9 protein-coding genes are annotated in these 13,281 nt (G+C 66.9%); 2 read left to right on the top strand and 7 right to left on the bottom strand.

The genetic code is table 11. The features are described from left to right. The 7 genes from ACZK45_RS12465 to ACZK45_RS12435 form a co-directional block, all read right to left on the bottom strand. Positions 1 to 1,350 carry a TadA family conjugal transfer-associated ATPase gene (locus ACZK45_RS12465; protein ID WP_049398477.1) on the bottom strand — a complete coding sequence of 450 codons (1,350 nt, stop codon included), beginning with the start codon at positions 1,348 to 1,350 and terminating at the stop codon, positions 1 to 3. Then, positions 1,335 to 2,591 carry a CpaE/TadZ family protein gene (locus tag ACZK45_RS12460; RefSeq protein WP_032128075.1) on the bottom strand — a complete coding sequence of 419 codons (1,257 nt, stop codon included), beginning with the start codon at positions 2,589 to 2,591 and terminating at the stop codon, positions 1,335 to 1,337. The genes ACZK45_RS12465 and ACZK45_RS12460 overlap by 16 nt, the downstream gene beginning before the upstream one ends. 27 nt (positions 2,592 to 2,618) lie before the next feature. Continuing rightward, positions 2,619 to 3,977, bottom strand: a complete 1,359-nt coding sequence (locus tag ACZK45_RS12455) for a type II and III secretion system protein family protein (RefSeq protein WP_201116484.1) — start codon at positions 3,975 to 3,977, stop codon at positions 2,619 to 2,621. 18 nt (positions 3,978 to 3,995) lie between these two features. Then, positions 3,996 to 5,033, bottom strand: a complete 1,038-nt coding sequence (gene cpaB, locus ACZK45_RS12450) for a Flp pilus assembly protein CpaB (protein WP_478444757.1) — start codon at positions 5,031 to 5,033, stop codon at positions 3,996 to 3,998. Positions 5,034 to 5,056: 23 nt separating this feature from the next. After that, on the bottom strand, positions 5,057 to 5,533 hold the full coding sequence (locus ACZK45_RS12445; RefSeq protein WP_049398481.1) for a TadE/TadG family type IV pilus assembly protein: 477 nt from the start codon (positions 5,531 to 5,533) through the stop codon (positions 5,057 to 5,059). Next, positions 5,530 to 6,075 carry an A24 family peptidase gene (locus tag ACZK45_RS12440; RefSeq protein ID WP_478444756.1) on the bottom strand — a complete coding sequence of 182 codons (546 nt, stop codon included), beginning with the start codon at positions 6,073 to 6,075 and terminating at the stop codon, positions 5,530 to 5,532. The genes ACZK45_RS12445 and ACZK45_RS12440 overlap by 4 nt, the downstream gene beginning before the upstream one ends. 88 nt (positions 6,076 to 6,163) lie before the next feature. Next, the gene (locus ACZK45_RS12435; protein ID WP_049398483.1) at positions 6,164 to 6,373 is read right to left on the bottom strand and encodes a Flp family type IVb pilin; all 210 of its coding nucleotides are present in this window, start codon (positions 6,371 to 6,373) and stop codon (positions 6,164 to 6,166) included. Positions 6,374 to 7,059: 686 nt separating this feature from the next. On the opposite strand from ACZK45_RS12435, the gene ACZK45_RS12430 reads away from it, so the two are divergent. Further along, a complete protein-coding gene (locus ACZK45_RS12430) occupies positions 7,060 to 8,040 on the top strand; it encodes an AraC family transcriptional regulator (RefSeq protein WP_478444755.1) in 981 nt (326 codons plus the stop codon). A gap of 235 nt (positions 8,041 to 8,275) precedes the next feature. Then, complete coding sequence (locus tag ACZK45_RS12425) at positions 8,276 to 13,237, top strand: YadA-like family protein (protein WP_478444754.1); 4,962 nt, start codon at positions 8,276 to 8,278, stop codon at positions 13,235 to 13,237. The last annotated feature ends 44 nt before the right edge of the window (positions 13,238 to 13,281 follow it).

The following is a 13,281-nucleotide window of genomic DNA, read 5'->3' as shown; positions in this document are numbered from 1 at the left end:
TCAGAAGTCTCCGTAGAGCGATTCGCGCAGCTGCTGGCGGAACGGCTCCAGCTTGTGCGAGTGCGGATGGAAGCCCAGCCCGACCCAGCGATCGATCTCTTTGCCGTTGCCGTCGATCTGCAGCTCGTGGCGGAACATTTCCTGGGTGGTGATCAGGTTGTCGCTGACCCCGGTGATCTCGGTGATCGAGACCAGCACGCGGCGCCCGCTGCCCAGGCGCGAGATCTGCACGATGAAGTCGATGGCACTGGCAATCTGCCGGCGCAGGCTGTCCTCGCTGCCCTGGAAGCCGGCAAAGCCGGCCAGCATCTCGATCCGGTACAGGCAGTCGCGGGGCGAATTGGCGTGGATGGTGGCCATCGAGCCGTCGTGGCCGGTGTTCATCGCCTGCAGCATTTCCAGCACCTCGGCACCGCGTACCTCGCCGACGACGATGCGGTCGGGGCGCATGCGCAGGCTGTTGCGGACCAGATCGCGGATGCTGACCGCACCGTGCCCTTCGGCGCCGCCGATACGGCTTTCCAGGCGAACTACATGCGGGTGGTTGAGCGAGAGCTCGGCGGTGTCTTCGACGGTGATCACGCGCTCGTTCGCGGGGACGTAGCTGGCCAGGGCGTTCAGCAGCGAGGTCTTGCCCGAGCTGGTGCCGCCGGACACCAGGATGTTGCAGCGACCCAGTACCATCGCCTTCAGCAAGGCCTGCATCGGCGCATCGAAGGTGCCCTTGGCCAGCAGTTCATCGGGGGTGAACGGGTCCTTGCGGAACTTGCGGATGGACACCATCGGTCCATCCACCGCCAGTGGCGAGATGATCGCGTTGAGACGGCCGCCGTTGGGCAGGCGCGCATCGACCATCGGATTGGAGTCATCCAGGCGGCGTCCAAGCGGGGCGAGGATGCGGCGTAGGATGCGCAGCAGATGCGTATCGTCGGTGAAGCGCTGGGTGGCCCGCTTGAGCTGGCCGCCCTGGGACACGTGCACATCCTTGAAACCGTTGATCAGGATGTCTTCGATGGACGGGTCGTGCAGCAGGTCGTCCAGCGGGCCGAAGCCGGTCAGCTCCTTGACCAGGCCGTCGGCAACCACCTGCATCTCCTCTTCGTTGATCGGGATGCGCCACTCCTGGATGAAGCCCACCGTCTGCACCTGCACCCAGCGGGCGATGGTGTCGGGGGCCCAGGAATCGATGTCGATGCGCTCGTCCTCGATGCTGTTGAGCAGGTGCTCATGCGCGGCCGACAGCACCTTCTGGTACTGCTCGGTCTGCGCGAACGGCTGATGGCCCGGCGAGCTTTCGGGCAGCACCGGCCGGGCAACGGCATGCGGGAACGGGGTTACCTTGTCTTCCATTGCGATCCACCCAGGGCAAGGGAGAGTCTTTCCCGCAGGCCCTGCGCCTGGACCGGGCAGGCAGCCGGATCCAGGCGCGAAACCAGCGGGGCGAGGGCACGCAGGTAGGGGTCGCGCGGCGCATCCTGCAGCAGCAGGTGGCCCTGGCTGGCAGCCAGGCGCACGCGCGGTCGTTCGGGAAGCGTGGCCAGCAGGGGAACCTCGAAGCGGCGCGCGATCTGTTCCGGGCTCATGCCGCTGCTGTCATCGTGGCGGTTGATCACCAGCTGCAGGCGCTTCTCGCGTTCGCGCTGGCCGGCAAGATGCTTCAGTGCCTGGTCGAGCGACACCAGTGTGGCAATGGAGGCATCGGTGACCAGCCAGATCTCGTCGGCCTGGTCCAGCAGCAGCGGCGGCAGCTGACGCAGCGGGCAGCCACCGGCATCACACAGCACGCTGGCGAACACGGTGCGCAGGCGCTGCAGCAGCGCACCCGGATCGGACGGCGGTACCGCATCGCTGCCGCTGGCGCGGTCCAGCAGCACCAGTCCGGAATCGTGACGGGCCATGGCCGTACGGGCGAGGGTGGCGTCGATGCGACTGGCGTTGCGCAGCGCGTCTTCGTAGTGGAAGCGGCTGTCCAGGTTGAGGTACAGGGCGAGGTCGCCCGAAGGCTGGGCCAGCTCCATCAGCAGGCCATCCTGCTGCAGTGCCTCGCCCTGTGCCAGTGCACGGGTCTGCTGTGCCAGCACCGAAAGATGCGCGGCCAGCGTACTGGTGCCGACCCCGGCGCGCACGCCCAGCAGGACGATCAGGCGGGCCTTGTGCGCCTGCTGCGCGGCGGCGGCCGGTCGTGGTGACAGGGCGCGACGCAGCGCGGCCTCGATGCCGACGTTGTCGCTGTCCAGGTCCAGCACATCACGCAGGCCCGCCCGCAATGCGATGACGACACCTTCCACCTGGCCGGCACTGGTGGCACCGACGGCAACCAATGCCAGATCCGGCTCTGTCTGTTGCAGTTGCTGCGCCAGCACGCTGGAGGCGGCCGCATGTTCCGGGCGGAAGTCGAGCAGCACAAGGCTCTGCGGCCCGCGTTGCAGGTCCTGGGCGGAGGTCGGCGTGCTGCTGTCCTGCCAGTGCAGGGTGGTGGTTGGCGGCAGTTTGGCCGCCAGCCGGGGCAGCAGTTCGCGATCCATTCCGTACAGGACCAGGTTCATCGGCGGTCCTTGCGGATGCAGCGGCTGGGCAGTGGCGTAGGGCATGGGCGTGGTATCGCAGGCATCATGGAATCAGCGTGAGAAGCCGGGCACCGGGTCCTGGCTGATAGGACCCAGCAGCCAGGCACCCCATTCGGGCATGTGCGGCTTGGCCTCGCGGTCGCCGGGCAGCGGCAGCTCGGTGTTGCGTGCCAGCGGCTTCACCAGGCGTGGCGTGACGATGATCACCAGTTCCTTGTCCTGGCGCTTGTAGTCGAAGTTGCGGAAGAACGAGCCGATGATCGGCAGGTCACCCAGCAGCGGGATCTTGCCGACGCTGGAAACCACGTTGGAACTGACCAGGCCACCGATCACGAAGCTCTCGCCATCGCCCAGTTCGACCGTGGTGTCGGCGCGGCGGGTGGTGATGGAGGGAATCTGCACGCCGTTGAGCGCGATGGCGTTGCTGTAGTCCAGGTCGCTGGCTTCCGGTGCGACTTTGAGGGCGATGCGGTTCGGTGCCAGTACCGTCGGTGTCACGGTCAGGCCGATGCCGAAGGGCTTGTAGGTGATGGTGGTGGTGCCCAGCCCCTGCGGTTCCAGGATCGGCAGCTCGCCGCCGGCCAGGAAACTGGCGCTCTGCCCGGACAGCGCGACCAGTGTCGGCTCGGCCAGCACACGCGCCATGCCATTGCTCTGCAGCAGGTCGACGTCGGCATTCCACAGGCCCTTGGTCGAGCCGAACACCAGGCGGAAGGCCGAAGAAATGGGCGATTCGGCTTCGTTGCCGGAGTTGCCTTCCTTCATGCCGGGCAGGATGCCGGTGTTGCCCGGCAGCTGGCCGCCCGGGCGGGCGAAGCCGTAGGCGAAGTTGCCATTGCGGTTCTGGAAGCTGATGCCGATCTGCTTCAGTGCGGTCTTGTTGAACTCGACCACCTTGACCTCGACCTGGACCACGCCGCCGCTGCTCACCGTGGATGCGTCGGCAAGCAGGCCATCCTTGCCCAGGGCCATGGCGGCAGTCTTCTGCGCCTGCATGTGCGACAGCACGCTCTCGGTGCTTCCCTGCAGCAGGCCCTGATTGTCCTGCTGGGTGAATACCAGCCCGTTCGCGCCGGCGTCGGCCGCACCCTGCACCGCACTTTGTACCCGCACCTGCAGGCGCTGTGGTTCGGTCTGCTTGCGGTGCCAGAGCAGGAGCGTGGTGGTGCCCGGCGCCTTGCCGACCAGCAGGGCCTGGCGCTGGCCGCGCAGCATCACGATATCGGCCACGCCCGGATCGGCAATGGCGACCCGCTCCAGATCACCCGGCAGGGTCCAGGGGCGCTGCTCACGCGCCTGCAGCACCAGGTCGTCGGCGGCCACGCTTGTCGCCGGTGCCAGCAGCACCAGCAGCAGGGCCAGCCAGCGCTGGCGGGGGGAAGGGCGTGGACTGCGGCGACGTTCGGTCATGGATGCGCTCGATGCAGGTCAAAGGGAACCACGGGGGGCGGAGCTGTCACCTCGGATGATTTCGATGCCCGATGCGCGTGGGGCGCTGTGCCGTGGTGCGGGTACGCGTGCCGGGGCATCCTGGGTGCTGCGCGCGGGCGCGTTGCTGCGGCCGGCCAATGCATCGCCGTCGATGCCGGCGAAGGCGTGATTCTCTGGCCGCTGCAGCGCAAGCTGCTGTTCCGCATCCAGGCCACGCAGTGGATCAATCACCCCGCGTGCCTGCGGGAACAGCGCCAGATCGGGCTGGCCGGAATCGGCAGGGTTGCGCAGGGCGAGGAACAGCTTGCCCTGCTGTGCACCCAGCAGCAGCCGGTTGGCATCGGCCACCGGCACCGCCAGTACCGCGCTGCGTGCCGGCTGGGCGGTCCCGCTGCCCGTGCTCTGGGTGCTGCTGCTTCCGGTGATGTCGGCGGCGCGTGGATCGTTGCGGCCATCGGCCTCGTTGCTGGCAACAGCGTCATGGTTGGCCGGGGCGATGTCCTGCTGGCCATAGCTGAGCACGCGCAGGCGCGACAGCAGCAGGCGCGTCTGTGCGGCGTCGGCCGGGCCGCCGGCAGTGGATTGGGCAGTGCGCAGGTTGAGGAACACGTCGACGAAATCACCGGGCAGGATGCGGTTGCCGGCCCCCACCAGCTCGTCGACCGGGACCGCCAGTGCGCGTTCCCCGGGGCGCAGCTGCAGCGAGAATCCCTGCGCGAGTGCGTTGCTGCTGATCGCCGTGCCTTCGGCGATGTCCTGCACCGGCACCTTTCCGACCACGGCGGAAATGCTGGTGGCGGCGCCGGCAACCGGGGCGCTGCGCTGTGCGAGACGCAGTCCGTTGGCAGAGATCGGTTCGCCGGCCGGCAGTCGCGCCACCGCTTCCACCACGGTGATCGCCTGGGCTTCGCTCTGCGCTACCGGGGCAACCGTGGCCGGTGCGGCCGGCTTGCGCCCGATCATCAAGGCGATCACCGCCAGCAGCACGGCCAGCCCGATCAGGGCGACGGCAGCAATGCGGGTCAACTTGAGCATGGAACCGTCTCCTGTACCGAACGTCAGTTGCCGCTGCCGAGGTCGAGCTGAGCGACCGCGACGCTGCGGATGGGAGCCCGCATCACCCACTTGTAAAGCGTGGCGGTGCCGGGCAGGAAGGGATGGCTTGCGTAGTCGTAGCTGACCGTCACGGTCATGCACTGGGCGCTGGCCAGTCCGGCGCAGGGGGCCTGCGCGGAGACCAGAATGGCGTTGTTTCCGCCATTGCTGCAGTCGACCGGCTGACCCGAGAAGTTCAGCAGCCACTGCATCGAACTACGCGCCGCAACGCAGGCGGCGGTACGGCGTTCGTTGGCGCTGCCATAGCGCAGCGATGCACGTGCACCCTCGGCTGAGGCGGTTGCCAACGTCTGCTGGGCCGCCATGATCATCACGCCGGAGAACGTGAACAGCAGCAGCGGCAGCAGGCCCAGCATCAACATCAGCGCGAACTCGATGCTGGCCGCGCCACGTTGCCGGCGTCGGTTGTGGATGTTCATGCCACACCTCCGTACGTGCTGATGAAGACCCAGGCGATGGCGGATACCGCCAGGTAGGCGGCGTAGGGAATGCCTTGGCGTCCCTGGCGGGCGCTCTGCATCCCGCGCAGCGCCGGGTGCGAATGCCATTGCGAACTTGCCCGATGCATATGGGCTTGAAGGCCGATGGGCAGTACTGGGCCCAACCGGCGCGATACCAGCACCAGTGCGGCATGTGCGCCCGCTGCCAGGCTGGCCGCGATCCAGATCGGCAGCAGTGCCTGCCAGCCCAGCATCAATCCCAGTACCGAAAAGAATTTGACATCACCGGCGCCCATCCAGCGCACTGCATGGAAAGGCAGCAATGCGGCCAGGCCGAGCGCCGCGCCGGCAACGTGGGAAGCCCACGGCAGGCGCGGCGCGTTGAACTGTCCGGCGATGAGCACGACAACGGTGATCGCGCATGCGGACAGCAGCCAGGCGTTGGGCACCCGACGGGCGTACAGATCGCTGATCGCGATCCGCAGGCACACACCGATGGCCAGCAATCCCAGCAGTGTCATCGCACCCTCCATTGTCCGTCAGTGGACGGTCAGCCGCCGCCTTCTGCAATGAGCCGCAAGCGCAGCCGATGGCTGCGCGCGGTCCCGGTCAGCCCCCGCCGCCGGCAGGCGGTGCTGCACTACCGGAGGCCTTGGTGGCCAATGCGGAGAGATTGGTGAACAGGGTCTCGAAGAAGGACTTGATCTGCGCATTGCCGACCGCGATCAGGATGCCGGCAATCACAGCCGCCAGCAGGCCGTACTCGAGTGCGGTAACGCCATCTTCTTCCTTCAGGAACTTGCGGATCGATGCGTTCATGACGTTTGTCTCCCTCTACCTGTCTGCTACAGGACACCTGTTGGGCGGTGGCCCGGCTCCGCCGGGATCGTCCGTGGACCTCCGCACGTCCTGGCGGAGGAGGCACGGCGGGATGGACCCGCTGTGCTCAAGCAGGGTGATCGTTTCCAGGCGGGACGCCGTTCGCGCAACCGCGACCGCGCGGCGCGGGGCCGGTGGTCGACGTGTCGAGCGATACGTGCATGGTCATGCTGTCCCCCTGGGTGCGGTCATTATCAAAGACCGGATCACCGTGTTATCGACTTTGCCTGAATGGCGGCCGCCTGCAACCGGAACCTATATGCAAATTCGGCAGAATCCCATTGGTCCTTAATTTCAAAGCCGGGTTCTGTGACGGAAATCCGTTCGCCCGCACAACGATTCATCGACGTGCAGATAATGTGAGGCAGGCTTCAGGTCGCATGCGAAAACTGTGCCAAACGCGACAATCTGATTTTCACCTCTGTATCCATCTTATTCAACGCGGTGCAGATGTTTACCCCGTTGAATTATCGGGCATACTCGCATTCAAGTACTCGCGTTTCTTTTGGGGTGCGCACCTTGGCGGCGCGCATCCCGGTGATGGAAGAGATTCCATGAGAGGTGCGCGCCCTGTCAGGCAGTGGGGGCCGTACCGCACGGCGGATAATCGGGGGGACGACACTGTCATGGTCGATGGTGGGGTAGGAGACAGCGACGACAGCGGCCTGCGGTCGATCGACCTGGCGACGCTGAGCGGCGTGCTTCGTGTATGTGATGTCGAACTGCTTCTGCTCGATGGCAATGGGCCGCGGGCGGCCTTCGCGTCACGCGTGCACGAGGAGGCGTTGTTCTGCAGCATCAGCTGTGGATTCCATTGCCGTGGACGTTTCATGCTGCCGCCGGACTGGGCGATGCTGGGGTATCTGCATGCGACCGATGAAACCCTGAGCTGGTGCCATGGCGTACCACTTGCCCCTGGGATGGCGCTGACCGTGATGCCCGAGGGCATCAGCGAGTTCACCCTGAGCCCGGGCACGCACATGACCCTGATGCTGGTGCCGGTGGCACGTGTGCAACGCAAGCTGACCGAACTGAGCCTGCGCAGCACGCCGCCGGCCGGACAGGCGCTTTCACTGTTCAATCTCGCCAGCGAGGCCGCCCCGCTGGCACAGCATTACCAGCAGCTGCACCTGCAGCTGGGCCAGGGCACGGGCCTGCAGCCGGAAGAATCCGAGCGGCTGCTGCACGAACACGTGCAGGCACTGCTGGGTGCGGGTTCCGCCGAACGCCCGGGTTGCAGCCGTGCGCGGCGCACGCATTATCTGATCGCACAGCGGGCGGAAAACTTCATGCGCCTCAACCTGCGCCGCAATATCTACATGAATGAGATCTGCGACGCTGCCGGTGTCAGTGAGCGTGGGCTGCGCTACGCGTTCGAGGACCTGTTCGGTACGTCGCCCAATCGTTACCTGTCGATGCTGCGCCTGTGCGCAGCCTGCCGCAGCCTGTCGATGGCCGATTCCAGCCGCCGTTCGGTCAAGGCCATCGCCCTCAGTTGTGGCCTGTGGGACCTGTCGCGTTTCGCCGACAACTACCGCAAGGTCTTCGGTGAACTGCCGCGTGACACGCTGATGCGCGCACCCGCGCAGATCGGCCAGCCCGCCTGATCCAGGCCCCATAAGGGTTTCCCGGCGGTTCCTGCCGGAATTGCATATCCGCTTGCCGATATGGTTGCCGCTTCTGCATAACCGGCTGCCGATTCCGACCGTGGATTTGCCGGAATGCGCGATTGCCGTGCCGGAATGAAGTGCGCAGCCGCCGTTGCAAACGCTGAAATGTCAGTCACCTGCCTAACGGCAAGTCCACTGACATTCCAGTTGTTCGCCTACGGGGGAAATGCTCATGAACCGCATCTACCGGCGTGTATGGAACCGCCAGCTCAATGCTCTGGTTGTGGCCTCGGAACTGGCCACCGGCGATAGCGGCGGCAGCGCCGCCCGCGATCCGCGCAGTGTCCTGCTGATGCCGACCGCACTGGCCCTGGCCCTGCTGTGTGCGCTGGCCAGCGGGCATGCAGGAGCATCCGAATCCAATCAGTCGCTGCGTGATCTGCAGGCACTGGCCGCGAAGTACGCGCAGCCGATGCCGGTCAAGGTCGACGCAGAAGTCGCGCTGGCCGCGGCATCGCGCCAGGCGCAGAGCAGTCCGGCGATCAGCGCAGACGCGCGTGTGGGCCTGCAGCTGAGTACGACCTCGCTGCCGATCGTGCGCGACGTGCTGCCGGCTACCGTACAGGTGAAGCTGGCGGCGAACGCCGCGCCGAAGCAGGTCGCGGTTCCTGCACTGGCCGCCGATGTTCGCGCCAATGTCGGGCTGGGGCACGCAGCGTCCAATGTGGCGAAGATGGATGCCTCGCTGGCGGCCAACGTTGCGCCGTCCGCGCATGCGCCGCTCGGTGTGGCTGCGGATGCGCAGGCGAAGGCCAGGGTTGGCATCGCCGGTGCCCAGGTGGCCTCGATCGATACCGGTGCCAAGGCGGCTGCCGCTGTTGCTGGCGCATCCGCTGGCTCGCTGTCCGGCCTCAAGGCGTCCGTTGACGGCAAGGTGGATTCGCAGCTGAAGCTGGCGGGCCACCAGATCGACGGTCAGGGGCAGGTCAAGGCGACGGCAGCGGTCACGTTGCCGGCAAAGGAGGAGCTGCCGGGCGAGACCCATGATCGTGCGATCACCGCAGCTTTCGATACCGGTGTTGCCGGCAAAGTGCGCGTGCAAGCGCCCGATGGCCAGGAAGTCGTGGCCGACCGCAATCTGAAGCTGGCCGGCCAAGCGACTGTGGCAGCGCAGAACAGCGCACTGGGCGTGGGTGGCCTGGTGGGCGGCGTTGTCGGCGCGGCAGGTGGCGCCGTGGGTGGCGTCCTTGATGGCACCGTCGGCAACACGGTTGGTGCGGTCGGCGGCGCCTTGCACGGCACGGTCGGTGCGGTGGGCGGGGCAGTGGGCAGCACGCTCAATGGCGCCGTTGGTACGGTTGGTGCAGTCGGCGGCACTGTGGGTGGTGCACTCAACGGCACGGTCGGTTCGGTCGGCAGCACCGTCGGCGGCGCACTCAATGGTGCGGCTGGCACGGTGGGTGCAGTGGGTGGCGCCGTGGGCGGCACGCTCAACAATACAGTGGGTGCGGTGGGCAGCACCGTCGGCGGTGTACTCAATGGCGCTACAGGTGGCAGCACCGGCGGCCTCGGTGGCCTGCTGGGCGATACGCTCGGCAATGTCGGCGGCGCCGTCGGTAACCTGCTCAACGGCAACCTCAATGGCACCATCGGCAATCTCGGCAGTGCCGTGGGTGGCCTGGTCGGTGGCACGCTGAGCGGTCTCGGCCTGACCAAGCCCTCGGCGATCCCGCCGACCAGCCCGAAGGCGCCGGCTCCGGCCGATCCGAACGCGGGCCTGATCATCGGCACCGGTGGCCTGGTCGGCAATGTCGGGCAGCTGATCGGCCCGACCACCACCAGCCTGTTCGGCGGCAACGGCTACCTGAGCAACGGCAACCTCAAGCTCAGCAACGCCAACGTGATGCAGACCTACTCGACGGTCAATGTGCTGGGCCTGCCGGTGGTCAACCTGTCGCCGGTCGGCAGCACCCTCAATGGCCTGGGCGGCGCCGTCACCGGCGGCAGCTCGCACCTGACCCTGATCGGTGGTGTCACCTCCGACAGCTACATCTACAACATCAACAACGGCAATCCGGGCGGCCTGCTCGGGCTGCTGCTGCCGAAGGATTCGCCGGCATGGGCGGCCAAGTGCCTGGATATTGTCCTCGCCGACATCTCCTGCTGGGCAGTCAATGCGGCGCAGGACTACCAGGTGCTGATGGGTGACGGCGCCTTTGCCAACGGTTCGAAGGAAGTGGTGATCGGTGCCAATGCCCGCCACGAGCTGCCGAAGGTCGATGCCAACGTCGCCTTCCCGGGCGCCGGCACCAATGATCCGAGCAACCCGACCGGTGTGCCGACTGCGGACTACGCCGCACGCATGGGCCATTCGGTGATCGTCGGCGACAGCGCGGTGGGCACGGCCAACGGGCAGACCCTGCTCGGTGCCGAGGCGACCTCCAACCAGGCCAATTCGGTTGCACTGGGCTACCGTTCGGCCGCGCTGCGCGGTGCCCAGGCCAGCTACAGCGCCTATGGCCTCACTGCGCCGCAGGTCTCGGCCGGTGAAGTGTCGGTGGGTACCGCCGGTGGCGGCGAGCGCCAGATCACCAACGTGGCCGCCGGTAGTGTCAATACCGATGCGGTCAACGTGGCCCAGCTGAAGGGTGCCATCAGCCTGATCGATGATGTGGCGGCCGCTGCGGTGACCTACGATCTGGACGGTGCCGGTAATCCGAACTATCGCCGCGTCACGCTCGGTGCGGGCACCGGCACTACCACCATCGGCAACCTGGCCGGCGGTGCGGTCACCGCCGGCAGCCTGGAAGCGGTCAATGGCGGCCAGTTGGCGGCGACCAATGCGGCCATCGCCAGCTTCTTCGGCGGTCGCGCAGCCTTCGATCCGGCCAGCGGTGCCTTCACCGCACCACTGTTCGAGATCAGCACCATCTCCACCGGCGGTGCGATCGCCAAGGGTCTGTATGAGAACGCCACCGATGCCTTCGCCGCGGTCGATGGTTCGCTGGTCAATCTCAACACGCAGATCACCGACATCCGCAACGGTGGCACCAAGTATCTGCGGGTGAACTCGACCGGTACCGAGGCACTGGCCAGCGGCGCCGACTCGATCGCGGTCGGTACCAACGCCCGCGCCACCGCCGCCAACAGCATCGCGGTGGGTGCCGGCAGCCTGGCTGACCGTGCCAACAGCGTGTCCATCGGTGCCGCCGGTGCCGAGCGTCAGGTCACCAACCTGGCTGCGGGTACCGCCGCCACCGATGCGGTCAATGTCGGCCAGCTGCAGGCGTCGGAACAGGGGGCACTGCGCTATGACCTCAATGGCGATGGCAGCGTCAACTACGCCAGTGCCACGCTCGGCCAGACCGGCACGGCCACCACGCTGCGTAATCTCGGCCCGGGCCAGGTCAGTGCCACCAGCAGCGAGGCCATCAACGGTGCCCAGCTGTTTGCGGCCAACCAGGCCGTGGCCACCCACCTCGGTGGTGGCGCGGCGGTCAACGCCAGCGGCGAGCTGACCGCACCGACCTACTCGATCAACAACGTCGCCGCCAACGGCACCGTGACCAAGGGCAGCTACAACGACGTTGGTACCGCCTTCGATGCGGTCAGCAACTCGCTGGCCAACGTTGCCGACCAGACCGATGAGATCGACAAGCTGGCCGTGAAGTACGACGTCGATGGCAGTGGCAACGTGCTCAACAGCGTGACGCTGACGGGTACCGGCACCGGCGCGGTGAAGATCACCAACGTCGCCGCCGGCAGCATCCTGGCCGGCAGCAGTGATGCCATCACCGGCGACCAGCTGTTCAGCACGAACAGCACCATCGCCAACTACTTCGGTGGCACCACCGCGTACAACGGCACCACCAACGTGTGGACCGCGCCGAAGTTCAGCATCTCCAGCATCGCCACCGACGGCACCTTCACCAGCGGCGACTACAACAATGTCACCGCCGCCTTCACTGCGGTGGACGGCTCGCTGAAGGTCCTCAACCAACGCATCACCAACAACAGCGGTGGCAGTGCCTACCTGGCAGTGAACTCGACCGCAGCGCCTGCAACGGCTGCCGGTGCGGAAGCGGTGGCGGTCGGCCCGCAGGCCAGTGCGGCCGGTGCCAACAGCGTGGCGGTCGGCAACGGCGCCAGCGCCAGTGCCGGCAACAGCGTCGCCCTGGGTGCCGGGTCGGTGGCCAGCGTCGGTGCGCAGAGCGGCTACACCGGCGCCTATGGCCAGACCGGCGCCAGCAACTCGGCCGGTGAGGTTTCGGTCGGCAGCACCGGCAGCGAGCGCAAGATCACCCATGTCGCCGACGGTTCCGATACGTACGACGCAACCAACGTCGGCCAGCTGAAGAACGGCGTGAACTACGCCATCGACGAATCGAAGAAGTACACCGACCAGAAGATCCAGAACATCACCAACGTGGCCGGCAGCTTCCGCGCCAACAACACCAACAACCTGGCCGATCCGTCCGCCAGCGGTGCCAATTCGGCCGCAGGTGGCGCTGGCTCCACCGCCGCCGGTGCCAACTCGACCGCGCTGGGCAATGGCTCGCAGGCGCAGGCCGACAACTCGGTGGCGCTGGGTGCGGGTTCGGTGGCGAACCGGGCCAACACGGTCTCAGTGGGTGCCGCCGGTGCCGAACGCCAGGTGGTCAACGTGGCCGACGGTTCGCAGGCGACCGACGCGGTCAACGTACGCCAGCTGCAGGCCTCGCAGCAGGGTACGATCCGTTACGACACCACGGTGAACGGCGCGACCAACTACAACAGTGTCACGCTGGGCAGCACCAACAGCGGCCCGACCACGGTGCGTAACGTCGCCGCCGGCACCGCCGGTACCGACGCAGTCAACGTGGACCAGCTGAAGTCGGGCATGGCGCAGACCCTGGACTGGTCGAAGGCATACACCGACGAGCGCATGGGTGGCTTCGAGCGCGACCTGCGCAAGACCGACAACCGCGCCTCGGCCGGTATCGCCTCGGCTATGGCCACCGCAGCACTGCCGCAGCCCAGCGAAGCGGGCCGCAGCATGGCCTCGGTCGCCGCCGGCAGCTACAACGGCGAGTCGGGCGTGGCGGTTGGTATCTCCGGTGTCTCCGAAGGAGGGCGCTGGATCTACAAGTTCAGCGGCTCCACCAACAGCCGTGGCGAGGCCGGTGTGGCCGTCGGTGCCGGCATCCAGTGGTGATCCCCGCCGCCGGGCCGCACGCGCGGCCCGGCATCGCGGAAACG

The organism is Stenotrophomonas sp. 63632_Sma, from assembly GCF_056482875.1.
The sequence above is the reverse complement of the archived record's forward strand: the minus strand, read 5'-3'. Positions and strand labels throughout refer to the sequence as shown.

Excerpts from the sequence above, each read along its gene's own strand:
- ACZK45_RS12425 (WP_478444754.1), top strand. The coding sequence starts at position 8,276 with ATGAACCGCATCTACCGGCGTGTATGGAACCGCCAGCTCAATGCTCTG.
- ACZK45_RS12430 (WP_478444755.1), top strand. The coding sequence starts at position 7,060 with ATGGTCGATGGTGGGGTAGGAGACAGCGACGACAGCGGCCTGCGGTCG.
- ACZK45_RS12440 (WP_478444756.1), bottom strand. The coding sequence starts at position 6,075 with ATGACACTGCTGGGATTGCTGGCCATCGGTGTGTGCCTGCGGATCGCG.
- cpaB (WP_478444757.1), bottom strand. The coding sequence starts at position 5,033 with ATGCTCAAGTTGACCCGCATTGCTGCCGTCGCCCTGATCGGGCTGGCC.
- ACZK45_RS12455 (WP_201116484.1), bottom strand. The coding sequence starts at position 3,977 with ATGACCGAACGTCGCCGCAGTCCACGCCCTTCCCCCCGCCAGCGCTGG.
- ACZK45_RS12460 (WP_032128075.1), bottom strand. The coding sequence starts at position 2,591 with ATGCCCTACGCCACTGCCCAGCCGCTGCATCCGCAAGGACCGCCGATG.
- ACZK45_RS12435 (WP_049398483.1), bottom strand. The coding sequence starts at position 6,373 with ATGAACGCATCGATCCGCAAGTTCCTGAAGGAAGAAGATGGCGTTACC.
- ACZK45_RS12465 (WP_049398477.1), bottom strand. The coding sequence starts at position 1,350 with ATGGAAGACAAGGTAACCCCGTTCCCGCATGCCGTTGCCCGGCCGGTG.
- ACZK45_RS12445 (WP_049398481.1), bottom strand. The coding sequence starts at position 5,533 with ATGAACATCCACAACCGACGCCGGCAACGTGGCGCGGCCAGCATCGAG.